Genomic DNA, 26,204 nt, shown 5'->3' with positions numbered 1-26,204 from the left:
TTGTACAGTATACAGTGGTCATTAAAAATGATGAACACATACTTTCGCTTACTCTCGTTTGGCAGGCCGCTGGGGCGGTTCTTAGTGCCGTTTATGCTGACATCGCTGCTGGCGGCACTCTTTGCAACGCTGAACTTTACCCTGCTCATTCCGCTGCTCAACGTACTTTTCAAACAATCGTCGCCCGACCAGTTACAGACTGTCCTGAATCAGCCCGCCCCAACGCTTTCGCTGGGTACGTCGCCTATCGATCTGTTCAATTATTACTTTGCCCAGCAGTTTCAACTGTACGGTCAGCTAGGAGCGTTGAAACTGGTTTGTGGTACCGTAGTTGCTTCCGTGCTGCTGAGTAACCTGTTCAAGTATCTATCGGTCAGGCAATTAGAATCATTTAAGGCGCGTATGGTGGCTACACTACGGGAAACCGTTTTTGCGCAAGCCATACAACTGCACCTGGGCTACTTCTCCGACCAGCGGAAAGGTAACCTCATTGCCCGTATCACCACCGACGTGCAGGAAGTAGAAAATTCGATTGCCAACACCCTGTCGGCAGCGTCGAAAGAAGTGTTCACGCTTATTTTCTTCCTGATCACGCTGTTTTCAATTTCCGCTAAACTCACGTTCGTCGCCTTTCTGGTCATTCCGATTTCGGGGGGAATCATCGCCACGCTGGTTCGCCGGATGAAACGCGACGCCACACAGGGTCAGCAGCGACTAAGCAGTTTGCTCAGCGTACTCGACGAAACCTTCGGCGGTATGCGCGTGGTAAAGGGATTCAACGCCGAACCGTTTACACTGGGAAAATTCAGGACCGAGAATGACGGCTATCGCGATGCCATCCGGTCGCTGGCCAACCGTCGGGAACTGGCTTCACCTTTCTCCGAATTCATGGGCGTAACGGTGCTGGCGGGCATTTTGCTCTATGGCGGTTCGCTGGTATTGTCGGGGCAGTCAGACCTGACGGCTGGCGAGTTTGTGACGTACCTGGCGCTTTTTTCGCAGGTGACGCGGCCCGCCAAAGATATTTCCAACGCCATCAGCAGTTCACAACGCGGGTTGGTTTCCGGCAAACGGGTACTGGATTTAATCGACACGCAGCCCGCCATCACCGACAAGCCAAACGCGATTCAACTCGTTGATTTTCGGCAGGATATTGCATTCGAGAATGTATCGTTTGCGTATGAAGAAGGATCACCTGTTCTGAAAAACGTGAATTTCCGGCTCGAAAAAGGCAAGACCGTCGCGCTGGTTGGTTCATCAGGTGGCGGAAAATCAACACTGGCTGATCTGGTACCCCGTTTCTACGACCCGGTTTCGGGTGCTGTCCGCATCGACGGGCACGACCTGCGCGATTGCCAGACGGCCTCGTTGCGGAACCTGATGGGCATTGTTACACAGGAAAGTATCCTATTCAACGACACGGTCTTCAATAACATCGCTTTTGGCAGTGACGCTACTGAAACCGAGGTTGAGCAGGCTGCCCGCATTGCCAATGCACATGAGTTTATCAGCAAAATGCCCGACGGCTACCAAACTACCATTGGCGACCGGGGCAGCAAACTCTCGGGCGGTCAACGGCAGCGGATCAGCATCGCCCGTGCCGTGTTGCGCAACCCGCCGATCCTGATCCTGGACGAAGCCACGTCGGCCCTCGATACGGAGTCGGAGAAGCTGGTACAGGAAGCCCTCACCCGCCTGATGGCCAACCGCACCACGCTCGTTATTGCCCACCGCCTCAGCACCATCCAGCACGCCGACCAGATTTTGGTGGTGCATCAGGGCCAACTTGTTGAACAGGGCAATCATCAGGAATTACTGGCCAACGAAGGCGGCTTCTACTGGCGACTTCAGACCTTGCAGCAGGTTTAAATGTAGTTTGCTGTTGCGCTACTAACGTACCAGATTGTGGTTTAGCAGCGCAACAGTAAACCGCAAACAGTAAATAGTAAACTGATTTCTACTCCTTCCAACTTCCCCAATCGCTGCAACACGATGACCACCAGCGACTTGCGGACTTCTATTTCCAGAATACAGGCGGTATCATAGTCTTGTCTGAGAACGATTAAGTGTTGCTCTTTCACAAGGCGCATCACCTCGTTCATCTGCTCGAAAGGGTAACGTACCTGATACGTTTCATTCACCGTTTGTTCGATCATAGTGGCTTCGTCGAGGGCGGCATTGGTAGCCGTTTTGTAGGCATTGATCAGGCCCGGAACGCCTAGCAACGTACCTCCGAAGTAGCGAACCACCACAACCAGCACGTTGGTCAGGTCACGCGAGTAGAGCACATTCAGGATGGGCCGACCGGCCGAGCCGCCGGGTTCACCGTCGTCGTTTGCGCGGTAGTTGTTGCGGTCTACGCCAAGACGGTACGCATAGCAGTGATGAACCGCTTTGGGATGTTGCGTTCTGAGGGCTTCCAGGTACGTTCGAACGTCTGATTCAGTGCGAATTGGGTAAGCAAAGGCCAGAAATTTACTGCCCCGGTCACGGTATTCGCCGGTGGTTGGCGTAGCCAGCGTGCGAAAGGTATCGTCAACAATCATTCGTACAAAATCAGCGGAATCGTGGGCTTATAGTTGACAATCAATGGGTTCGATAAGGCGGTTTAACTTCCCCTGCTTGTTGGTTTCAACATCAACAAGTAAATACTCCTGTAGCGTTTCAAAACACGCCTGCCTGTTTCTAAGTTGTATAGCCTACAAACCATTCTGATGCAAGCTACTCTGCCGATGTCTACTCAACCGCCCGACAACACACCTGGTCCTATCGACCAGCTAGCGTTGCGCTACTTGCGGGGAGCATTGGAGTCACCGCATCCTACAGACGAACCGTTTGTGATGAACAACCGGGAGAGCCATGTCATTGCCAAGATTCGCTGGCAGACGCTGGCAATGGCTGGGTCATTTGGCATCCTCGGCGTGCTGCTTCTATATGTACCGCAATACCTCTGGCCTGCTTTTTTCGAGCCTACTTCATTAACGCTGTTTGAGACGACCTATGAATTGCCGTTAATTACATTGCTCTACGGCGTGTTATTGGTTTACCTCGAAATCTACGCGCTACTTTACATCAACCTACGGGCGGTGCGGTATGTAATGGCGGTTTGCCAGTTTCCCCGGCAGCATGACGCCCAATACGAACGGCACCTGCACGCACTGGCCGACGCGGCGCAGGAGAAAGAGAATCAGGGCATTCTGCGGTTTGGCATAAATCCGTACTTGGGGCTTCCACAATGGGGACTCACTGCCTTTTTTATTGTGAATAAGCTAAAGGCAGCGCTGAGCAATGTGGTATTAAAATTTCTGATAAAACGCCTCTTAGGCCGGTTTGTTCTTCGTCAGGTAACCGATCTGGCTGGTATGCCCGTTTATGCGTTCTGGAATATATGGGCGTCGAATCAGGTCATTCATGAGGCCAAAATTCGGGTGATGGCCCCGCTCACCATCCGCGAATTTGTTGATAGCCTGCACGAAGAATGGAAGCATAACCAGGCATTTTGTGAGCTGATCCCCGAGGCGCTGCAATACGTGGCCATCCTGAAACGCCAGTACAACTACGCGCATCTCCTGCTGACGGAAACGCTGATGGATCGCTTCGGGCTTCAGGTTATTCAGCCAACGGGCCATTTTCTCGACCGGCTTGCCGAAGCGCCTCCAGAGGTACGTCGCCCGCTGGAACGGCTGATCATTTTTGGTGTTCTAATCGATGGTGGCCTGTCGTGGTTCGAGCGGCGGCGGCTACGTCAGTTTCAGCAACGCGGCTGGCTTTCCTATTCGATTGAAGATATTGAAGAAATTGGCCGGGAATATTATAAAGGGCGAGGTCTTTGGGTCTGATTTCCCCGTATATCATAGTCGTACCAGCTCATCATCGATTGGTAGCCATTCCTTTTTTCATCTATGTTCCGTTATCTGATTTATTTATTCCTGCTCTCCATTGCAGGTACGTCCATTACAGCCTGTACCGCTAATAAAAGCACCGAGGGGACCACTGTAAAAGATACTTCGCCAGCAAAACTGCCTGACGCGCAACCGGGCGAAGCTGTTGCTACATTTGCGGCGGGTTGTTTCTGGTGTATTGAAGAAGAGTTTGAACTGCTTCGGGGCGTTCGTGAGGCGGTTTCCGGTTACTCGGGCGGCGGTGAAGCGAATCCCACCTACGAGCAGGTCGGCAACAATGAAACCGGCCACGCGGAATCGGTACAGGTATATTATGACCCGAAAGTGATTCCCTACGATACACTGGTGAAAGCCTTTTTGTATGCGCATGACCCAACCACGCTCAACCGACAGGGGCCAGATGTAGGTACGCAGTATCGATCGATTGCCTTCTACCGATCACCCGCCGAAAAGGCCAGCATTGAGGCGGCCATCAAGCGGTTTAACGCAACTGGCGAACATAATGACCCGGTAGTTACGCAGGTTGTTCCATTCAAGGTATTCTATCCCGCCGAGGTGTATCACCAGGGGTATTACCGCGCCCACCCCGATGAAGCATATATCGTCAGTGTATCGGAACCGAAGGTTGAAAAATTCAAAAAGCGCCTTGCCGACAAGCTGAAAACCGCTCCGTAAAAAGAGGCTGGTTTCAGGTACGTTGCCAGCCATGTATCCTATTAATTCACAGAATATTACTGTTCTGATTCCGGTTCGTAGTTGAATCGGAATTTTTAAATTTATTCAGCCGACAAGGCAGTTCAAGCGGGCGAAACGGCTATTTTTGTTAACACGTAAACAATCTGTACCCTGCCTTTTGTAGCGGTACGTCAACCCGTTCAAAACCTCACCTACGCATGCTTACAGCAACTGCAATTGAGCCTATTCTAGAAGAAGACAAAAGCCGGTTTGTGCTCTTTCCTATCAAGCACAATGATATCTGGCAGATGTACAAAAAGCATGAAGCCTCATTTTGGACCGCTGAAGAGATTGATTTGGGTCAGGACATGACCGACTGGAATAACCTGAATGATGGCGAGCGGCACTTTATCTCGCACATTCTGGCCTTTTTCGCCGCTTCAGACGGAATTGTAAACGAGAATCTGGCGGTTAACTTTCTGTCGGAAGTACAGTATGCTGAAGCGAAGTGCTTCTATGGTTTCCAGATTATGATGGAGAATATCCACTCGGAGACTTATTCACTGTTGATCGACACGTACATTAAAGATCCCGTCGAGAAAGATCGGCTGCTGAATGCCATCGATACGATTCCGTGCGTTCAGAAGAAAGCAGAATGGGCGCTTCGCTGGATTGAAAACGGCAGTTTTGCCGAACGCCTGATCGCTTTTGCCGCCGTTGAAGGCATTTTCTTCTCGGGCTCGTTCTGCTCAATCTTCTGGTTGAAAAAACGTGGACTTATGCCCGGCCTGACCTTCTCGAACGAACTGATTTCGCGCGATGAAGGCCTTCATCGCGATTTCGCCTGCCTGCTGTATACGGATCACATCAGAAATCAGATGGACCCGGCGGCTGTGTACCAGATCATTCGCGACGCGGTAACGATTGAGCAGGAGTTCGTGACCGATGCACTGCCCGTTTCCCTGATCGGAATGAACGCCGAACTGATGAAACAGTACATCGAGTTTGTGGCCGATCACCTGCTGATATCGCTGAACCTCAATAAAGTGTATAACGCCGCCAACCCCTTCGATTTCATGGACATGATCTCGCTTCAGGGCAAAACCAATTTCTTCGAGAAACGCGTGGGCGAATACCAGAAAGCCGGTGTAATGTCATCAACGAAAGAAAACGAAGCAGCCAAGTTCTCAATGGACGCTGATTTCTAGTTAGTTATCAACGTACTACGGACTTCAGTCCGTTTTTGCTTCCCGATAAAATACAGACTGAAGTCTGTGGTACGTTTCATTCAGCACCCAATACTTCCCAGATCAACGCTGGCTCGTAGCCTTTACTGAGGGCATAACGAGCCAGTTTTTGTTTAACCACCAGCGGATTGTCGTCACGAACCTGGCGGCGTTTTTTGTCGAGCAGGTCGGTTAATTTGGCGCGGTAATCATCGGGTTTAATATCGGCCAGGGCTTTATTGAGGTTGTAGCCCGTAATACCTCGTTGGGCCAGTTCCTGCGTGATCTTGCGCTTTCCCCACCCCTTTATTCTGAATTTACCACCGGCAAAAGCCGTAGCAAATCGCTCTTCACTGAGGTAGCCCTGCGTGATGAGTTCTGCGATGATTTCCTCCGCATCGTCGCCATAGATATCCCATGCGTCGAGGCGTTTGCGTACCTCCTGCTGGGTACGTTCCTGATAGGCGCAGAACGAAGCGGCCTTCCGCAACGCATCTTTGAGGTATTCGGTCATAGTAAAAAAACACCGTTCGGCGGGGGCGGGTTCGATAGATTGATCGTCGGTATATGGAACGCGTCACTATTTTTGTGGGTGCTAATCAATCGGACGCAACTCCGTGTCTTATGACTCATCCGTTTTTATTGAAGAAACCACTGGCCATTTTCGACCTGGAAACGACAGGCGTAAATCCAGCTAAAGACCGGATTGTGGAGGTCTGTGTGGCCAAAGCGCTACCTGGCAAAGATAAAAATCCAGGCGAGTTGGTGGTGAAGACGTATCGGATCAATCCAGGCATTCCCATTCCGCTTGAGACAAGTCTGATTCATGGTATCTATGATGAAGACGTAAAAGATGCCCCCAGCTTCAAGAGCATTGCCAAAACGCTGGCGCAGTTTCTGGACGGTTGCGACTTGGCTGGCTTCAATAGTAACCGGTTTGATATTCCACTGCTGGTCGAAGAATTCCTACGCGCCAATGTTGATTTCGACATCAAAAATCGCCGGATGGTTGATGTTCAGCGCATTTATCACCTCATGGAGCCGCGTAACCTAACGGCGGCTTATCGCCATTTCTGCGGAAAAGAGTTGGTAGGTGCCCACGGTGCCGAGGCCGATACGCTGGCTACGTTTGAAGTGTTGGGCTCGATTGTTGAAAAGCACACGGGACGAACCATACGGGATGAGCAACGCAAGATCAGCTTCACTATCGACAACGATATGGAGGTGCTCGATTCTATTGCCCGCAACAATAATGTAGATCTGGCAGGGCGGATGGTCTTCAACGAAAAAGGCGAAGAGATCATCAACTTTGGCAAGCATGCCGGCAAATCCGTGCTCGATGTGCTTAAAACGGAACCCTCTTTCTACGACTGGATTCAGAAAGGAGATTTCTCGCTCGATACTAAACGCCGTTTCACCGAAATCCGATTACGGATGTTCACAGGTGCGCTAAACGGGAAAAAATAGATTTTCTTCTACCTTTGCCCGAACGTTCCACTCACAGCTTTTATGCTACCCAACGATACAGCGGCTACCATTCCGGAAGTAATCCAGCAAATTCCTCTGAATTATTACCTCATCTTCAGCACCGCTCTTTTTGTCATCGGCATCATCGGCGTGCTGACCCGGCGTAACGCCATCGTTATGTTTATGTCGATTGAGCTGATGCTCAACGCCGTAAACACCCTTCTCATCGCCTTCTCGTCATACCGCTCCGATCCTGCGGGCCAGGTATTCGTTTTCTTTATCATGGCCGTTGCCGCCGCTGAGGTATCAGTTGGCCTGGCCATAATTGTCATGATTTATCGTAATCTCCGCACGACGGATATCGGCGTGCTGAATAAACTTAAGTGGTAAAAAGAGTTTCAGGTTTCAGATTTCAAGTGCGCTGCTACACCAGCAATAGGGTGATAAGCAAAGCACTCGAGGCCTGAAACGTTGAAACTCGAACCTTCAGGTTCCTATGTCTACCGATCTACTCTGCCTTTTAATACCTCTCCTTCCCCTTCTGGGTTTTATCATTAATGGCCTGGGGTTCCGCAAGGTGCCTTCTTCGCTGGTTGGCATTATTGGGCTGGCAGGCCCCGTGCTGGCATTCGTCTGCGTCTGTTTGCTCTGGGGTACGTTCAGCGCGGGCCAGAACGCCGTGATCAAGTCGGTGCTGTTCGATTGGATCAGCGTTGGCGACTTCCACATTAATTTCTCATTCCAGATCGATCAGCTAACGATGCTGATGCTGGGTATTGTAACGGGTATCGGCTCGCTGATTCACCTGTACAGTATCGGCTACATGCACCATGATGCGGGCTATGGCAAGTTTATGGCGTTCCTGAACCTGTTCCTGTTCTTCATGCTGCTGCTGGTGCTGGGCTCCAACTTCGTGATCATGTTCATCGGCTGGGAAGGCGTTGGGCTATGCTCGTACCTGCTCATCGGCTTCTGGAACACCAACACCAGTTATAACAACGCGGCCCGCAAAGCCTTTGTCATGAACCGCATTGGTGACCTGGGCTTTCTGCTGGGTATCTTCACCATCATGGCCACGTTTGGCTCGGTTGAATACACCGACGTGTTTACGCAAGCGGTGGGCATGGAAGTGAACGACAAGGTGGTCCTGACCATAACGCTCTTACTCTTTGTTGGAGCAATGGGTAAATCGGCGCAGATCCCGCTCTACACCTGGCTCCCCGACGCCATGGCCGGTCCAACGCCCGTATCGGCGCTGATTCACGCTGCAACAATGGTAACGGCGGGTATTTATATGGTAGTCCGGGCCAACGTGCTGTTCTCGCTGGCTCCGCTCACGCTCGATATTATTGGTGGCATTGCCATCGCTACTGCCCTACTGGCCGCTTCGATTGGCCTGTTGCAGAATGACATCAAGAAGGTGCTGGCCTACTCAACCGTGTCGCAACTGGGTTACATGTTCATGGGGTTAGGTGCAACGGCCTACACGGCCAGCATGTTCCATGTGATTACGCACGCGTTCTTCAAAGCGCTGTTATTCCTGGGGGCAGGTAGCGTCATTCACGCCATGTCTGATGAACAGGATATTCGGAACATGGGTGGCCTGCGCAAATCGCTTCCCATCACGTTCTGGACCTTCCTGATCGGCACTATCGCCATTGCTGGTATTCCACCCTTTGCCGGTTTTTTCTCGAAAGACGAAATTCTGGCGCATGTATTCGAGCATAGCAAGATCATGTGGGTGTTGGGCGTAATTGGCTCGGCTATGACCTCATTCTACATGTTCCGTCTCCTATTCCTGACGTTCTTCGGTGAATTCCGGGGTACGTCGGAGCAGAAACATCACCTGCATGAGTCGCCGTTGAGTATGACGCTCCCGTTGATGGTGCTGGCGGTTTTATCGGCCCTTGGTGGCTTGATGAACGTACCTGAAGTACTGGGAGGCTCAGCCAAGCTGGCTGAATTCATGTCGCCTATGTTTGACGAAGCCCGTCAGGCCAACCCAGCCATTTTTGAAGCCAATGCGCTCGACCACGGTACCGAAATGCTCCTGATGGGCGTATCGGCGAGCATCGCTATCCTGGCCGCAATTGGCGCGTACGTTATGTACGTGCGCAATGCAGCGGTACCAGCTCCTGATTCAGAAACCCGCTCGTTGCCGCAACAGGTCATTTACGGCAAATACTACATTGATGAGTTATACGAAAACATCGTCATTCGCCCAGTTCGGGCGTTAGGCGACGCGTTTTATAGCCTTGGCGAATTCGCTATCGACGCCGTTGTAGGTGGAGTGGCCTTTGCCGTTCGCGGAAGTTCAACAGCCCTGCGACGTATACAGAGTGGCTCCATCAGCCTCTACGTGCTGATTATGGTGCTCAGTATTACACTCATCGTTGCTCTTCGCTTCTTTACTCTCCCCTTCATCGGCGGGAAATAACCGTTACAGCTACTTAACCATGCTTACGTTATCCCTGATTTTTTGCCCCATCGTAGCGGCCATAGCGGTACTCTTCTCACCCCGTGAAACTGCTCGCATCACCGCGTTGGTGGGTACGTTGATCGAACTGGCACTGGCCGCCTACGTTTTCCTTACCTTCAGCGCCAACGCCGATTTTCAATTTGGCTTCGATTACGCGTGGCTACTGAACGCGGCCGATGGCAAAAGTGGCATCCGATTCAGCGGGGCTATTGACGGTATCAGCTTATTGCCGGTTATCCTGACCGGACTGGTTACGCCGCTGATCGTACTGTCAACCTTTAAGCAGACGTATGACCGTCCCAATTCCTTTTACGCGCTGATCCTGTTTATGCAGGCTGCGCTGATGGGCGTGTTCGTAGCCCGCGACGGTTTCCTGTTCTACCTTTTCTTCGAAGCCGCGTTGATTCCGATTTACTTCCTGGCAGCAATGTGGGGCGGCGAGAACCGGATCAAGGTTACGTTCAAGTTTTTCGTTTACACCATCTTCGGCAGCTTACTGATGCTGGTGGCGTTGGTTTATCTCTACGCCAATACGCCGGTTACAACAACTGGCGTTCATAGCTCGGCCATTGCTGATCTGTATGCGCTGAACCTCAGCCCGGTGCAACAGGGATGGATCTTCTGGGCGTTCTTTATCGCTTTCGCCGTGAAGATGCCCGTGTTCCCGTTCCACACCTGGCAGCCCGACACGTATGTTGAATCGCCAACCCCAGCCACCATGTTGCTGGCCGGTATCATGCTGAAAATGGGGGTTTATGGTCTTATTCGCCTGTTGCTACCTATTGTTCCGGCAGGTGTTGACCGGTGGGGGAGCCTCGCCATCACCCTGTCGATTATTGGCATTGTGTACGGGGCTATCATCGCCATCCGGCAACGCGACATGAAACGGCTTATTGCTTATTCGTCGTTCTCGCACGTTGGCCTGATGGCGGCTGGGGTATTCTCCCGTTCAGAGATGGGGTTGCAAGGTGCGCTTATCCAGATGCTTGCCCACGGTATCAACGTAGTGGGCCTTTTCTTCATCGCTGAGCTGATTCTGCAACGTACCGGCACCCGCCAACTCGACCAGTTGGGCGGCATCACCAAAACAACGCCCCGCCTGACGGTCTACTTCATGATCATCCTGCTGGGTAGCGTGGCCCTTCCTCTAACAAACGGATTTGTTGGCGAATTCCTGTTGCTGGCCGGTGTCTACGCCTACAATCACTATCTAGGACTGGTGGCTGGACTGACCATCATTTTCGGGGCGGTCTATATGCTTCGGATGTATCAGAAGAGCATGTTCGGCACCACGACCACGCGCACGGAATCGGTAGCAGACCTAAGTGGCACTGAAAGTTACACGCTTTTGGTACTCTGTGTATTCGTCTTCTGGATGGGCCTATACCCCGCCTCGTTCCTGAAACTGACCGAACCCGCCGTTGCCAACTTAATGCAATACATTAAATAGTTCAAGGTTCCCAGGGCCCAAACTTTAGACGTTAAACCTTAAACATTGAACTCTCCTTTTCTATGTTTCCCATCGTTGTCCTTTCTATTTCTGGCATTGTATTGCTGTTTCTGGGCTTCCTGAAGTCAAGGGCGGTGTTACTGCCTGCCACCCTGGCCTGTCTTGTGATAGCGACTGTGGCCAATTTCTACGACTGGAACAAGACGTACGTCTATTTCAACGACATGCTGGTTATCAATAACCTGGCTATGGTCTTTATCGGTATTGTATTACTGTCGGCGTTTATGGTGGTGGCCCTGTCGGGTAGCCTGCTCGACGATGAAGACGCGCAACCGGCCGAATACTACGCCATCATGTTGTTTTCGCTGGTTGGTGCCATCATGATGATCGGGTACGAAAACCTGCTCATGCTTTTTGTAGGCATCGAAATTCTGTCGGTTGCCATGTACATTCTGACTGGTAGTGACAAGCGAAACCTACGGTCGAACGAAGCCGCGTTGAAGTATTTTCTGATGGGTGCCTTTGCCACAGGCATCTTACTTTTTGGCATAGCCCTACTTTACGGCGCTACAGGCACGTTCACCATTTCGGGCATTGGCAACTCTGTAGCGGTCATGATCAAAAGCCAGACATCGCCGCTGCTGTTTTATTCAGGTATGTTTATGCTGCTGATTGGTATGCTGTTTAAAGTATCGGCTGCTCCCTTTCACTTCTGGACACCCGATGTATACGATGGTGCGCCTACACTGTTTACCGCTTTCATGTCTACGGTAGTAAAAACAGCCGGCTTTGCGGCTTTACTGCGCATCTTGCTCGTGTGCTTCAGTGCCAATGCCGTTTATGGCTACTGGGTGCAGGTATTGACTGTCATTACCCTGCTGACGCTGTTGATCGGCAACATCACGGCAGTCTACCAGACCAGTTTCAAGCGTATGATGGCTTACTCAAGCATTTCACACGCAGGTTATCTGCTGATTGGTTTAGTGGGTCTCACCCAACAGTCTAAAGGAGCCATTGCGTTTTACTCACTCGCTTATTCACTGTCAACGATCGCGGCGTTCGGCATCCTGTTGCTGGTTGTTAAAAGCCGACCGATAAACGATGCATTCGTAGGTGATCAGACTACATTGACCCGGCCCGACGAAAGCTACGAAGCGTTTAACGGGTTAGCCCGAAACAACCCGCTTCTCGGTTTTGTGATGACAGTAGCCATGCTTTCGTTGGCTGGCATTCCACTGACTGCTGGTTTTTGGGGTAAATTCATGCTCTTTTCAACAGCGGTAGACAAGGGGCTGGTCTGGCTTTTAGTGGTAGCGGTGCTTATGTCGGCGGTTAGTGTTTACTATTATTTTCGGGTTATCATCGCCATGTATTTCCGGGAGGGTCATGCCGATACCATACGCGTAGCGCCATTTTATCGGTTCGTACTTATTGCCGCTACCGTACTAACTATTATGCTAGGGGTAGTGCCTGGCCTATTTCAACGGTTAATCTAACCATTCTGTAACAGGCCCGTTTACTCAGTAGATGGGTTTAAAGTAACAGAACACAAGGACGCTGCGTACTTTTGCGTTCGCAATCAATACTCCAAAACGTGCAGCCTGTCGAAATCAGCATCGTGCAAACAGAGAAATACAAAGCACAGCGGGAATTTCTTTCCTTCTTTCTGACGGCTCTGCTCGGTGCTTCAGTTAACTTTTTTAGCCAGATCTACTACCGTCAATACTTCGGTTTTGGCACGAGCGTGCTCCTGGGTTATTTGACAGCTACTGTTGTTAGTTTCGTACCAACCAAGCTGTTTGCTTTTTCAGCCAAAGGCACTGGTAACTCAGGCCGCGAAGCCATCAAATTTCTCGTCATTGCTCTTGTAGCCTGGGCTGTTCAGGTTGGAATCGCCGCCGCGACCCTCAAATGGATTGCTGATCCGTTACTTGCCGGTAAACTCTCTACTTTCTGGCGCGAAAAGTTTTCTCACGTGGTGGGCATGGGGTTTAGCTTCCTGGCCAACTACTTCGGGCACAAACTATTAACTTTCCGTAGTACGGGTATGTACGACCGCATCAAAGCCCGCACGGGTCGGCAGAACGAAGATGTCTTTTAGTTTTTACCCATAAACTTTATTTATTGTACTTTTTGAGTACAAAAATAGAAATAGGGGAGAATATAGACTTCTATATTGCACATTATCAAGGCGACATCTACATTTACGGCGGAAACTTTAAAGCCACCGAAACACAGTACCATGAAAAAAGTTATCGCCCTCCTGTTTGTAGGTAGCGTTCTGACGCTCGCCTCTTGCGAAAGCAAGCCTAAAACTGAAGAAGCTGCCGTTGATTCAACTGCTGCCGTTGTTGACTCTACTGCTACAGTTGACTCTGCTGCCGTTGATTCAACTGCTTCAATGTCAGCCGTTGCTCCTGCCGACAGCGCGAAGTAATTTTAGTTGCTCATCAGCAACTCAGAAAAAGCCCTATTTTCGTAGGGCTTTTTTGTTTTTATACCCTGTGCTCGGTCAACTCACTCAACACATACCCTCAACAGCTGTTGCTTATTGTCAGCAACTTCAGCAACAGTTTCCGTTCGGATTCCGTATTGTCAGACCACGACGTACCCGACTTGGCGATTTCAGGGTGCTACCTAATGGCACAACCCATATCACCGTCAATGCCGACCTCAACCCGTACGCTTTCCTGATCACGTATGTGCACGAGGTAGCGCATTGCGCCGTTTATCAGACGTATAAGCGGCCCGGTAAACCGCATGGACGTACCTGGCAAACACAATTTCAGCGGTTAATGGCCCCCCTACTTACAGAAGCTATTTTTCCAGCCGATGTCCTGGTTCCACTACGCTATTACATGGCCCGTCCGGCAGCAACTACGTCGGCTCAGCCAGCATTGATGCAGGCTTTGAGACCATACAATAAACAGTCCGACAAGATTCAGCCTGATGGCCAGCAGGAGTTGAGGCAACTGGCAGAAGGTCAGTTATTTCAGTTTCAGAAAAAAAGGTACGTTCGGGGTAAGTTACGACGTACCCGCGTCGTTTGTAAAGACATACAGTCTGGTCGTTCCTACGCCGTACTAGCCGATGCGCTGGTAATGCCTATTAATGAAAATTGAAAAGCCGATGAACAATGTCTAGTAGGTTCACTACAGCGCTACATCGTATTCTGAACATAAGCAGTTTACTTTCTGCCAAAGGCTGGTTTAGTGGCGCTTGGCTACTGCTCATTGTTCATTGTTCAGCCGCACAGTCTGTTCTTCGGTCAGGTACGTGGTACAAAATCGGGGTGCTCGGCACAGGCGTCTACCAGCTCGATTACAACGCACTAACGGCTTTGGACCCGGCTTTCCGTACGGCCGACCCGCGTACGTTTAAAGTGTATGGCAATGGCGGTGCCCCCCTGCCACAAGCCAACTCAGCCCCACGCCCAACTGACCTAATAGAGAACTCCATTCAGGTAACAGGTGAAGCCGACGGCCGTTTCGATACCGGTGACGTGCTGCGTTTTTATGCGCGAGGACCACAAACGGTGACCCAAAACCCAGTTACAGGCCGGTTTCAGCACCAACTCAACCCCTATAGCGACACCACCTTTTACTTCCTGACAATCGGCACCGACGCTGGAAAGCGAATCATAACCCGTCAGTCCAGCCAGGCCACCGGCCTGCCAGCCATCACCACGTTCGATCATTACGCGTATTACGAGCACGACACCACAAACTTAATTAATTCGGGTCGTGAGTGGATGGGCGATTACTACGGAACGTACCCACAGCAGTTTGTGCCATTCCAGTTGCCAGGACGTGTTGCCGGTGCACCTGCTTATGTGACCCTATCGGCAACCGGTGTATCACTGACCCCATCCGCCTTCTACGTCTCGCTCGATAACACGATTCTGACGAGTGCCACCTTCGATGCGATCAGCGGATACCGGTTTGCGCCGCGGGGGTCGGCCCGAACAGTAACGGGTCAGGTCACGGTTCCTGCCGCGCCCGACGAACTCCGGCTCACCCTAACCTACGACCGGCAGAATGGCAGCGGAGCCGTAGCGTACCTCAACTATGTGGCTGTTCAGACAAAGCGTGAGATCCGCCAGTATGACGTACCTATAACGGTGTTTGGCGGGCGCGGTAGTTATACCGCCCGCCAGGCAACCAACGAATTACTCATCTGGGATGTGTCGAACCCGACCACACCCGTCCAACAGGCTTATTCGCTGGCTGGAACGCAGGCAACCTGGGCGGTTACCGACACGGCCTCATTTTATCTTCATACGCTACGCAATGTAGGTATCCCCGCCGCAGTTTATCGAATCCTCAATCAGAATATACGGGCAGAGGTAACCCCAAACCTGCTGATTATCACGCCCGAAGCGTGGCGCGACCAGGCCGAACGGCTGGCGCAATTCAGGCGCGACAATGATAAGCTTAGTATATTGGTGGTCACCACGGCTCAGGTCTACAACGAATTTTCGTCTGGCCAGACCGACGTATCGGCCATCCGGGATGCAGCCCGGTTCTTCGCCCGGAGACAGCCAGGCGAATCCACGCGGGGTACGTTACGCTACCTGCTATTGATGGGTGATGCTTCGTATGACTATCGGGGAAAAGCCAAATCGCTGACACCCGCCCAAACCGCTAACCTGATTCCAACTTATGAAAGCCTGGAATCACTCGACCCCGTCCGTAGCTTTTCGTCCGACGATTATTTCGGTTTTTTGAAAGATGACGATGGTGAGTGGCCCGAAACCTACGCCGATAACACCCGCCTTGATATTGGCGTTGGTCGATTGACCGTGAAAACACCCGCCGAGGCGCGCAACGTCGTTGATAAACTTATCCGATACGCCTCTGACAAACGGTTGCTGGGCGACTGGCGATCAAAACTACTGCTGGTTGCCGATGATGGAGACGGTAACATTCACCAGAACGACGAAGATCAACTGGCTGCGCTGGTTGAGGCGCGTCACCCCGAATTCAGACCTGAACGGCTGTTTCTCGATGCCTTTAAACAAGACACGATCACGCTGGTCGGGCAACCGGTGGGCCTGATTACCGAACGGGCGCCAACCGTCAATCAGGCCATTAACCGTGCAGTTAATGAAGGGCAACTGCTTATCAACTACGCTGGTCATGGGGGTGAAACAGGCTGGGCGCAGGAGCAGATACTGACCGTCCAGGATATTTTGTCGTGGAAAAATAGCCGAATGCCGTTGTTTATAACCGCTACCTGTGAGTTTGGCCGGTATGACGATCCAAACGTTGTATCGGGTGCCGAACTGGCGCAACTCGACCGTACGGGTGGTGCCATTGGCTTGCTGACCACAACCCGGCCTGTGTTTGCCAATACAAACTATTTGTTGAACGAAGCTTTTTATAAAGCCATTTTTCTGGCAGTCGAAGGTGGTTTGCCCCGGCTCGGTGATGTCATGCGCGACACGAAAAATAACAGCATCAGCGGCGTGCAGAACCGGAACTTCACCTTGCTTGGCGATCCGTCGATGCGGTTGGCCTATCCGCAGCAGACGGTGACGTTCACCCGCCTAAACGATAGGCCCTTAAACCCCAACCGGGTCGATACCCTGCGCGCCGGGCAGCGCATCACGCTTCAGGGCGAGGTTCGTCCACAAAGCAGTACGGTGGTGGCGGGCGATTTCACCGGAACTGTACGCATATTGGTCTACGATAAGCCTTTATCGCTGAAAACACGTGGCACCGAAAGCGAGCCTTATGCCTATAAAGCGTATCAAAGTCTCCTGTTTTCCGGGCAGGCCACTGTGCAGCAGGGACGTTTCCAGGTTAGTTTTAACGTACCTACCGACGTATCGCCCGCCTTCGGATTTGGTCGTGTTTACGCTTACGCTGTCCGGAGCGACAGCCTGAGCGATGCCGTTGGCAGTTACCAAAATCTGTTGATGGGCGGTACAGGTACGTTAGTCACGGATACGCGTCCGCCCAGCCTGACGCTGACCCTGGGGGGTGCTTTACCCGCCGCCGAACGGCCAACCGCTACCGGCCCAACCGTAACCATACGGCTGCTGGTTGCCGATGAAACAGGCGTTAACCTGACCCAAACCACCGCCAATCATGGCCCAACCCTTCAACTCGACGGCGGAGCGCCCGTACGGATTGCTGATTATGTTACGGGCTCGGCCGACGGGCGGTCCGGGGAGTTCAACTTTCCGCTACGCGATATGGCTCCCGGAAACTACGTAGTTCGGGCAAGAGTATTCGATATAAACAATAATCCGGCAGAGGCTACGTTGGCATTTGTAGTCGCGGAACAACCCGCCATGACAATTCAACGATTAGTTGGCGCGCCAAATCCGGTACGGGAACAAAGTCAGTGGTTACTGACCCATAACCGCCCCGGTCAGCCACTTAACTGGACCTGGCGACTGGTGTCTATGAGCGGAAAAAGCCTGATCGAAGAGCATGGATCGTGTTATGATTGCGCAGAAACAATATCAGTTGGATCGTATTCCCGCTTACCATTTCCGCTAACAGCGGGCATCTATATCTTACAGGCTGAGCTGACAAATCCTGAAACAGGCGAACAGGCCAAAGCCAGTAATCGGCTACTTTTTAGTGACTAATCGAAACGTTTTTTTTCTACACGCAGAAACCTCGTAATTTTGACGGTCACCGCAGTACAGCCGCCCGTTGGCAACCACACTGTCAGACCATTAAAACGGATTTATGAATCGTATGTACTTCAGCTTGCTACTTAGCGCAGGCTTCTTCGTAACAAGCTTAGTGGCTGTAGGTCAGCCAACCTCGTTCACTAATCTGGCCGGTCAGGTGCAACGGGTACCCAACTCTGCTGTCCCTTTCCTAAACTTTACACCCGATGCCCGGTCGGGTGCACTGGGTGATGCCGGGGTAGCCCTCGACAACCCGGACGCCAACGCGATCTACTGGAATCCGTCTAAGCTGGTCTACGCCAAAGAAAACGCGGGGGCAGCCGTATCCTATACGCCCTGGCTACGCGATCTGATCGGCGACATGTATTATGGTTACTTCTCGGGCTATAAAAAGCTCAACAAGAACCAGGTAATCGGTCTCTCGCTGCTTTATTTCGATTTGGGCACAATCGACTTTACAACCAGCCAGGGCGTCTCGGCAGGCTCGTTCAACTCCCGGGAATATGCCCTTACGGCTAGCTTCTCGCAGAAACTGGCCCGCAACTTCTCGATGGGTGTCAACGTGAAATACCTGAATTCGAACCTCGCGGGCGGTGCCACGTACAGCAGTGGGCAAACACCCATTCAACCCGGTTCAACGGCCGCCTTTGACCTGAGCGCCTACTACAACAACTCGATCCGCGACGATGTCACGGGTAAAGGCATCAGTTGGGCCTATGGTCTGATGATCTCTAACCTCGGTGGTCGTATCAATTACGGTAGTCCAGAACGATATTTCATACCGACCAACTTCCGGCTGGGCGGTATGTTCACCTACCATGCTGACCAGGTCAACAAGTTCAATTTCGTGCTTGACCTCAATAAGCTGATGGTGCCAACGCCGCCCATTTATGAAACTATTAATGGTAAGCGGGTTATTGTAGGTGGGCAAGATCCTAATCGGCCTTATCTGAGCGCCGTATTCGGCTCCTTTGCCGATGCGCCCGGCGGCCTTAGCGAAGAGTTGAAAGAAATCACCGGCTCGTTCGGTGCTGAATATTGGTACAACGAGCAATTTGCCGCCCGACTAGGTTATTTCGGTGAATCGGTTGAGAAAGGCGGTCGTCAATACGCTACGGCTGGTATTGGTGCCCGGCTTCCTTCACTGGGCGTCGACTTCTCGTACCTCTTGCCCGTTCGCTCGGGGAGCCCCCTGGCCAACACATTTCGGGTAACGTTACTGTTTAATTTCAATAAGAACCAGCGGGCTGCCGAAGAGGCGGAGACCGCCGATAACGAGAATTAATTTTCGATATAGACCGTTTTGATACCGGCAATCCATTACGGTGGGTTGCCGGTTTTTTCTTTATCCGATGACACTACTTGACCGAACTATTGCCCCCGATTATCAGCCCGTCCAGGACATCCGCCTTGCGAGCGTCGACACCCAGCAACTGAGCAACGGCGCTCCCCTCTATATTGTCGCTTTCGACCAGCAACCCGTTATACGCGTGGAAGTGAATATCGACGCTGGTGCCTGGTACGAAACTCAGCCTGCCACGTCCTTTTTTGCCTGGAAAATGCTCGCTGAAGGCACTAGCTCACGCACGTCGGCGCAAATCAGCGATGCCTTTGATCGGTACGGGGCTTTCCTGGAGCTGAACAGCGGCTTTGATCGGGGTAGCCTGGTCGTTTATTGCCAACCCAAGCACCTGGCCAATGTGTTGCCACTTGTGGCTGAACTGCTCACCGATGCAACGTACCCGGAGAAAGAATTTGAAGACCTGCGCACCATTACGCTGCAAAATCTGAAGGTCAACTACGAGAAAACGAGTCATCTGGCGAGCGTTCGTTTCCGGCAGAAACTCTACGGCCCGAATCACCCTTATGGCCGCAGCCAGCACCCCGACACGGTAGGTACATTGCCCCGCACCGAAGCGGTTGCATTTTACAACCAGTACATCCGCCAGCAACCATTCAGAGTGCTGCTGGCAGGGCAGGTTGGCTTAACCGAAACAGCCCTGGTCAATGAAGTACTGGGGCAGTTGCCTATTCAGGCTAACGTACCTGACAAGTCGGTGACCCATCCGGCTATTGTTACCGACACAACACCCGAACTTATCGACAAGGCCAGCAGCCTCCAATCGACGATCCGGCTGGGCCGTGTTTTGTTCAAGCGGGATCACCCTGACTTTTACAAGATGCTGGTTACCAACGAAATCCTCGGCGGTTACTTTGGCTCCCGGCTCATGAAGAACATCCGGGAAGATAAAGGCTTTACCTACGGTATCTCGTCCAATGTTGGTGCTTTCCGGCAGGCGGGCCAGTTCCTGATCGGAACCGACGTAAAACGCGAGTTTACCCAGCAAACCATCGATGAAATCTGGAAAGAGATTCATCGGCTACAGACCGAACTCACCCCTGCCGATGAGTTGCTGACCGTGCAGAACTACATGGCGGGTGAATTTGTCGGCTCACTAAACACACCATTCGAGATTGCCGACCGGTACAAACTCATTTTGCTGGATGGCCTTCCCGTCGATTTCCTGAGCAGTTATATCAGCCGGATCCGGGCAGTTACCGTCGAGGATGTGCAGCAAATGGCACAAACGTACCTGACCGAGGAATCGTTGGTTGAAGTAGTGGCGGGTGGTAAGTAGTTCCTGCACAACCCGGCAGGTAACTGAATGGCCCATCAGATAGCGTTAGAAGGCGTTCGTTAGTTTTTTCCTAAATTTGAAGTCAGATCGAACAAAACTGATCGGCTACAGCCTTACACAAGACCGCGCTAATGACCTTATCTATTGCCCCAGCCGCGTTGCTGGCTTATTTACTAGGATCGATTCCGACAGCCGTTTGGTACGGACGCGCCTTCTTCAACATAGACATTCGTGAACATGGCAGCGGCAATGCCGGCGCCACCAACACGTTTCGAGTACTGGGCAAACGGGCTGGCACAGTTGTTATGCTGGTCGACGTATTGAAGGGATTTGCCGCCGCCTCGCTGGTTCATATCCTGAGTGCACTGGGTACGCTTTCAGCAGATGAAGTACTGGGATGCCAGCTTCTGTTTGGTTTTCTGGCGGTGTTAGGCCACCTATTTCCTGTTTTCGCTCAGTTCCGTGGCGGCAAGGGTGTGGCTACGTTGCTTGGTATGGCACTCGCTATTAAACCCGAAGTTGCCGCCATCTGCATTGGCGTGTGGCTGTTGGTGGTCATTGCGTCGCAGTACGTGTCGCTGGGCTCGATTCTGGCCGCGCTGGCCTTTCCGGTGCTGTTACTCCTGCGCATATCAGGGCAGCCGGAAAGCCCACTGCTGATTGCATTTGGCTTCGTGATATTCCTCGTCGTGGTAGTTACTCACAAAAAGAATATTGGCCGATTGATTCAGGGTAACGAAAGCCGCACGGTCCTGATCAAGTTAAAAAAGACAAAGTAGATAGATGCCGCCTGCCAGATTCTGGACAGCGTTTTAGTAACGGCATTTACCGCCTGACATCCACTATCCAATCTCCCTTATTATGCTCGCAACGTACCTGACAGACAACAAGCAACGGTTCCTCGACGAACTGTTCGATCTCATCCGTATTCCTTCGGTATCTGCCGACTCCAAGTTTAAAGGCGATGTTCGGCGAGCGGCCGAATTTGTCCGTGACCGCCTGATCGACGCTGGCCTTGATGGCGTTGAGGTGATTGATACACCGGGCCATCCTATTGTTTTCGGGGAAAAGATCATTGATCCAGCCAAACCAACTGTACTGGTCTACGGCCACTACGACGTTCAGCCTGCCGACCCGTATGAACTTTGGGATACGCCGCCTTTCGAGCCAACCATTCGCAATGAGCGGATCTATGCCAGAGGCGCCTGCGACGACAAAGGGCAATTTTACATGCACATCAAGGCTCTTGAAGCCATGCTGGCAACGGGTAACCTGCCCTGCAACGTAAAGGTGATGATTGAAGGTGAAGAAGAAGTAGGCTCAGACCACCTCGGCGATTTTGTTACGGCCAACCGGGAAAAGCTCGCCGCCGACGTTATCCTGATTTCAGACACCAGCATCATCAGCAATGATGTGCCCTCGGTAGAGTCGGGGCTACGAGGCCTGTCCTACGTGGAAGTCGAAGTAACTGGCCCTAATCGCGACCTGCATTCCGGCGTATATGGGGGAGGGGTAGACAATCCGGTGAATGTGCTGTGCCAGATGATTGCCTCCCTGAAAGATGCCGATGGCCGTATTACTATTCCCGGTTTCTACGATACAGTGATCGATTTGACCGAGACCGAACGCGCTGAACTGGCTAAAGCTCCGTTCGATCTGAATGAGTATAAGCGTGACCTGGGCATTGGCGATGTGTTTGGAGAGGCGGGTTATTCAACCAACGAACGTACCTCGATCCGGCCGACGCTGGACGTAAACGGCATCTGGGGCGGCTACATCGGCGAAGGCGCTAAAACCGTTCTTCCCTCGAAAGCGTCGGCTAAAATCAGCATGCGTTTAGTACCCAACCAAACACCCGACGAGATAACGGCCCTTTTCGCTAGGCATTTCGAGTCGATTGCTCCGGCATCCGTATCGGTGAAGGTGAAGCCCCACCACGGTGGTTTCCCTTACGTAACGCCCACCGATTCGATTGAATTTGAAGCGGCCAGCCGTGCTTTCGAGGAGGCCTGGGGTAAAAAACCTATTCCAACCCGGGGTGGCGGCAGTATACCTATTGTTGCTTTATTTGAAAAAGAGTTAGGTATCAAAAGTATTCTGATGGGCTTTGGCCTGGATGCCGATGCGTTGCACTCGCCTAACGAGAGTTATGGTCTATTCAATTTTTACAAAGGCATTGAGACCATTCCCTACTTCTACAAGCATTATACCGCGCTGAAAAGTGAGGTTTGATTTACTGAGCAGACAGGAAGTTCCTGCTTGTTCTATGAGTTAGAGGCTAGCAGACAAACGTTGCGCCAGTCAGTAATCGTCGTAACAAAAATGCCTTCATTTTGTGAAGGCATTTTTGTTGCTTTCTGGATAAGGAGCTGAATACTTTTACATAAGTATTAAAAAATGCTTAGACTGCTGCCGTTCGTGTAGTTATTTTTTCGTATAATTCGGTTCAGTAACAGTAGGTTAACAACCTAAACGATGAGAAAAATAGCTACGTGTACAGCACAATGGTGGACTATGGTCTTCTGTAGTCTGTTAACGTTAGTTGGTTCTGTTGCCGCTGATCCGCTGCTCTCCCCCGCCCACTTCCGGGTCGACCACATAGGTGTAGATGACGGCCTCGCTCAGGGCTCCGTTTATTTCATTCTCAAAGATTCCCGGGGCTTTATGTGGTTTGGCACTCAGGATGGGCTGAACTGCTATGATGGGCACCGATTCTTAACCTACCGCTCCGATGATCGCCGCTCTGGCAACATCCGGGGCGTGAATATTTTTGGCATCGTTGAAGATAAACAGGGCACCATCTGGATAGGAACCGAAGAAGGTTTAAACAGGTATGACCGTTGGAAAGATCAGTTCACCTGCTTCTACACGTCACTACCCAAACCGGGGTCCCGGCCTATTCCTTCCCGTACGTTACCCTTCTTCGCCGATGATAAGGAGTTGCTCTACCTGAGCGATGCCGAAGGTCTTGTCTCTGTAGCCTACCGCACCCGCCAGAAGCGGGTTCTGCACCCGAATCTGAAACCAAAGCATGAGTACGATCTGCAAAGTTCGACAACCAAAACTCCGGCGGGCGATGTATGGCTGCACGCCTCTGTAGGTCTGCTGCGCTATAATTTATTGGAGAAGAAGCTGTACCGGTACTTCAGCAACCATCCCGATAATGTGTTTGGCCAACCAGAAACCGTTTTCTCCTTTCATATCGATGCAGATAATGTCGCCTGGATTGGTACAGCCAGTGGCCTTGTTCGCTTCGATCATAAGACCGGAATAGCCCACACATACAGTTTGGCTGGCGCAACGAAAATAGGCCCTATTTATAGTTTGAGCGAAGACCAGCAAGGTCGCCTGTGGGTGGGTACTCAACAACAGGGAATCTTCTACTTTGATAAGCGGGTACGTCTGTTTGGCACGATTGAAAGCGCCCCAAACAGCCCCTTGGTGATCGATCAATTTGAGATCAATAAACTATATGCCGATAACCAGGGAATCATCTGGGCCAATGTTGATCCGAACGGGCTGGTAAAGCTGGTTCCTGAGCTTTTCGCTTTCGACGGAGTCAGCAAGCAATATCAGGCCAGCCATTTACCCGCCCATCAACGATTAAATGGCTTCACTATCCGGGGATTCAGTGAATTTGCCGTGACACCGGCTGACAAATCGCTGTCGAAACCTCCGTTATGGGTTGGTACAGAGGCCGGTATCAACGTGTTGGATCAGTCTTCATGGCGGGTGTTACGGCACTACCTGACAACCACACCGCGTAGCAATTTGCCGATGCACAACCTCATCAAACGCTTATACGTTGATTCGTACAAGCGAATGTGGGTCGGTACTATTGGTGGGGCTTATCTGTTCCACCCGCGCGATGAGTCCTTTGAACTCATACCATTCCCGCCTGCGTCTGCCCGACAGGCCGAGGTTACCGAAAACTACGCGCGCGATCTGGTAGCTATCAGCGCTGATACGTTGTTGGCCACCACCGAAGAAGGCATCTTTCAACTGAGTCTGGCAACCCGAAGATGGCAAAAACGGCCCGAGTTAGCCGATCGAAACTTGTTCTCCTTCCATTGGGATGCCGCTTCCCGGCGGCTTTGGGTAGGAACGTACCTGAACGGATTTGCCTGTTACGCACTTCCACCCGATGGCTCACCAGCGCCGTGGCGTCAGGTAATGACCGGCTTACCCGGCTACACAATTCTCCAGATTCATGACGATGTGGCCCGGAAGACCATCTGGCTTTCTACAGATCGTGGCCTGGCCGCGCTTGACCGGCAGACCAGGAAAATAAGGTTTTTCACAGAATACGATGGGTTGGCCAACTCATTCGTTTACGGCGTATTGCCAGACAATCAGAACAATCTCTGGATGAGCACAAACCGTGGTATATCGCGGCTTGAAGTGGGTACGTCACAGATCAAAAATTTTGGATTGATAGATGGCCTTCAGGGGTTAGAATTCAATGGCAATGCTTTACTGCGTACCCAGGCTGGCACCTTGTTGTTTGGTGGTGTCAATGGATTCAACAGTTGCCGACCTGAGTTATACCGAAGCACTCGTACAAACCCGGCGGTTCACCTGTACAACCTGCGCGTGAATGACGAGCCCTACCGGACAGACGCCATACTGAATGAATCCAACCTGCTGCTGAACTACGAGCAGAATACCTTTTCGCTTGAATTTGCAGCAATGGATTACCTCAGCAATACAAATAATCGGTATTCGTATAAGCTGACAAACTATGATGAGGACTGGGTACAGGCCGGCGACAAAAATTACGTTCGTTATGCCAATGTTCCCCCAGGCGATTATGTGCTGGAAGTTCGAACAGCCAATAAAGATGGCCAATGGAGTTATCGCGTCCACCGGTTGGCAATTCAGATCAACCCGCCATTTTGGCGTACTATTCCATTTGTTCTTCTGCTTGTTTCGGCCGTAAGCGCCCTGATACTCATCTGGGTACGTAGGCGTGAGAACTTGCTCCGAGACCGGCAGGCCGAACAACTCCGGCTTGCTTTTGATGTGCAGGAACAGGTGAAAAAGGATATCGCCCGCGATTTGCATGATGAAATCGGTACCCGGCTGGCAACGTTGAAGCTATACACATCGCAAATGGCCCGTTATATTGGCGATGAGGAAGCACCACGAACATTGCGAAACGCAATTAATGGCTTAATCAATGATACCATCAGCGATGTTCGGGATTTGCTGCGTGAATTAAACCCACGGACGCTCGAACAATACGGCTTCGGGCCGGCCCTCGAAGAACTCCTTGACCGGATCAATGCAACGGGTGCTATAGAGGCTCATCTCAGCCTGGATGATACGCTCACCCGGTTGCCTACCGACACTGAAACAATGCTCTACAGGATTGTCCAGGAACTGATCAACAATACGCTGAAACATGCCAACGCTACTCAGATAGATATTACTTGTCGCTACTGGGATGACCGGATCTACCTGACCTATGCCGACAATGGACAGGGTTTCAATTACGAGCGCGTTCGTCAGGGCTTAGGCATTGGCAACATTGAATCCCGGGTGGCTATGCTCCAGGGAGTTATTCAATGGCAAACGGAGCACGAAAAAGGAACGTCTGTAATGGTCCTGTTACCACTTCCTTACGCTGATAAAAAGCTACGACATATACAGACATCAATGAACATTCAGACCTCCTAGCTCTCTTTACCTGCCTCATTACCAATTTACTACACGTA

General features: G+C 51.6%; 20 protein-coding genes. 18 read left to right on the top strand and 2 right to left on the bottom strand.

Features of this window, described 5'->3' with window-relative positions; genetic code table 11:
- Nucleotides 1–30: 30 nt before the first annotated feature.
- Complete coding sequence (locus ACFE8Q_RS20720; protein WP_375447523.1) at nt 31–1,869, top strand: ABC transporter ATP-binding protein; 1,839 nt, start codon at nt 31–33, stop codon at nt 1,867–1,869.
- Between the two features lie 41 nt (nt 1,870–1,910).
- Here the strand turns inward: ACFE8Q_RS20720 and ACFE8Q_RS20715 are convergent, their stop codons facing one another.
- Complete coding sequence (locus ACFE8Q_RS20715) at nt 1,911–2,546, bottom strand: IMPACT family protein (RefSeq protein ID WP_375447348.1); 636 nt, start codon at nt 2,544–2,546, stop codon at nt 1,911–1,913.
- 168 nt (nt 2,547–2,714) lie between these two features.
- On the opposite strand from ACFE8Q_RS20715, the gene ACFE8Q_RS20710 reads away from it, so the two are divergent.
- From ACFE8Q_RS20710 to ACFE8Q_RS20700, 3 genes are all read left to right on the top strand, one after another.
- Nucleotides 2,715–3,839: a hypothetical protein gene (locus ACFE8Q_RS20710; protein WP_375447347.1), complete on the top strand. Its 1,125-nt coding sequence runs from the start codon at nt 2,715–2,717 to the stop codon at nt 3,837–3,839.
- 63 nt (nt 3,840–3,902) lie between these two features.
- On the top strand, nt 3,903–4,577 hold the full coding sequence (msrA, locus tag ACFE8Q_RS20705) for a peptide-methionine (S)-S-oxide reductase MsrA (protein ID WP_375447346.1): 675 nt from the start codon (nt 3,903–3,905) through the stop codon (nt 4,575–4,577).
- A gap of 218 nt (nt 4,578–4,795) precedes the next feature.
- Nucleotides 4,796–5,785, top strand: a complete 990-nt coding sequence (locus ACFE8Q_RS20700; RefSeq protein ID WP_375447345.1) for a ribonucleoside-diphosphate reductase small subunit — start codon at nt 4,796–4,798, stop codon at nt 5,783–5,785.
- A gap of 76 nt (nt 5,786–5,861) precedes the next feature.
- Here the strand turns inward: ACFE8Q_RS20700 and ACFE8Q_RS20695 are convergent, their stop codons facing one another.
- A complete protein-coding gene (locus ACFE8Q_RS20695; RefSeq protein ID WP_375447344.1) occupies nt 5,862–6,317 on the bottom strand; it encodes a regulatory protein RecX in 456 nt (151 codons plus the stop codon).
- Between the two features lie 110 nt (nt 6,318–6,427).
- Between ACFE8Q_RS20695 and ACFE8Q_RS20690 the strand changes: the two genes are divergently transcribed.
- The 14 genes from ACFE8Q_RS20690 (at nt 6,428) to ACFE8Q_RS20625 (ending at nt 26,166) form a co-directional block, all read left to right on the top strand.
- Complete coding sequence (locus ACFE8Q_RS20690) at nt 6,428–7,270, top strand: exonuclease domain-containing protein (protein WP_375447343.1); 843 nt, start codon at nt 6,428–6,430, stop codon at nt 7,268–7,270.
- A gap of 42 nt (nt 7,271–7,312) precedes the next feature.
- A complete protein-coding gene (nuoK, locus tag ACFE8Q_RS20685; protein ID WP_375447342.1) occupies nt 7,313–7,660 on the top strand; it encodes an NADH-quinone oxidoreductase subunit NuoK in 348 nt (115 codons plus the stop codon).
- Nucleotides 7,661–7,766: 106 nt separating this feature from the next.
- A complete protein-coding gene (gene nuoL / locus ACFE8Q_RS20680) occupies nt 7,767–9,707 on the top strand; it encodes an NADH-quinone oxidoreductase subunit L (protein WP_375447341.1) in 1,941 nt (646 codons plus the stop codon).
- 19 nt (nt 9,708–9,726) lie between these two features.
- Entirely contained in the window at nt 9,727–11,199 is a 1,473-nt protein-coding gene (locus tag ACFE8Q_RS20675) for a NuoM family protein (RefSeq protein WP_375447340.1), read from the top strand.
- A gap of 62 nt (nt 11,200–11,261) precedes the next feature.
- Entirely contained in the window at nt 11,262–12,695 is a 1,434-nt protein-coding gene (locus ACFE8Q_RS20670; protein WP_375447339.1) for an NADH-quinone oxidoreductase subunit N, read from the top strand.
- A 98-nt stretch (nt 12,696–12,793) separates the two neighbouring features.
- Nucleotides 12,794–13,300 (top strand): GtrA family protein, encoded by a 507-nt coding sequence (locus ACFE8Q_RS20665; protein WP_375447338.1) that lies wholly within the window; start codon nt 12,794–12,796, stop codon nt 13,298–13,300.
- 141 nt (nt 13,301–13,441) lie between these two features.
- Nucleotides 13,442–13,636 carry a hypothetical protein gene (locus tag ACFE8Q_RS20660; RefSeq protein ID WP_375447337.1) on the top strand — a complete coding sequence of 65 codons (195 nt, stop codon included), beginning with the start codon at nt 13,442–13,444 and terminating at the stop codon, nt 13,634–13,636.
- 67 nt (nt 13,637–13,703) lie between these two features.
- The gene (locus ACFE8Q_RS20655; RefSeq protein ID WP_375447336.1) at nt 13,704–14,321 is read left to right on the top strand and encodes a SprT-like domain-containing protein; all 618 of its coding nucleotides are present in this window, start codon (nt 13,704–13,706) and stop codon (nt 14,319–14,321) included.
- 14 nt (nt 14,322–14,335) lie between these two features.
- Nucleotides 14,336–17,800 (top strand): type IX secretion system sortase PorU, encoded by a 3,465-nt coding sequence (gene porU / locus ACFE8Q_RS20650; RefSeq protein WP_375447335.1) that lies wholly within the window; start codon nt 14,336–14,338, stop codon nt 17,798–17,800.
- Between the two features lie 103 nt (nt 17,801–17,903).
- Entirely contained in the window at nt 17,904–19,133 is a 1,230-nt protein-coding gene (gene porV / locus ACFE8Q_RS20645) for a type IX secretion system outer membrane channel protein PorV (RefSeq protein ID WP_375447334.1), read from the top strand.
- A gap of 67 nt (nt 19,134–19,200) precedes the next feature.
- Nucleotides 19,201–20,487 (top strand): M16 family metallopeptidase, encoded by a 1,287-nt coding sequence (locus ACFE8Q_RS20640; RefSeq protein ID WP_375447333.1) that lies wholly within the window; start codon nt 19,201–19,203, stop codon nt 20,485–20,487.
- A 131-nt stretch (nt 20,488–20,618) separates the two neighbouring features.
- Nucleotides 20,619–21,266: a glycerol-3-phosphate 1-O-acyltransferase PlsY gene (gene plsY, locus ACFE8Q_RS20635; protein WP_375447332.1), complete on the top strand. Its 648-nt coding sequence runs from the start codon at nt 20,619–20,621 to the stop codon at nt 21,264–21,266.
- An 82-nt stretch (nt 21,267–21,348) separates the two neighbouring features.
- Nucleotides 21,349–22,719, top strand: a complete 1,371-nt coding sequence (locus tag ACFE8Q_RS20630; protein WP_375447331.1) for a dipeptidase — start codon at nt 21,349–21,351, stop codon at nt 22,717–22,719.
- Nucleotides 22,720–22,962: 243 nt separating this feature from the next.
- On the top strand, nt 22,963–26,166 hold the full coding sequence (locus tag ACFE8Q_RS20625; RefSeq protein WP_375447330.1) for a two-component regulator propeller domain-containing protein: 3,204 nt from the start codon (nt 22,963–22,965) through the stop codon (nt 26,164–26,166).
- The last annotated feature ends 38 nt before the right edge of the window (nt 26,167–26,204 follow it).

The organism is uncultured Fibrella sp., assembly GCF_964250085.1.
Classification (GTDB): domain Bacteria; phylum Bacteroidota; class Bacteroidia; order Cytophagales; family Spirosomataceae; genus Fibrella.
The sequence above is the reverse complement of the archived record's forward strand: the minus strand, read 5'-3'. Positions and strand labels throughout refer to the sequence as shown.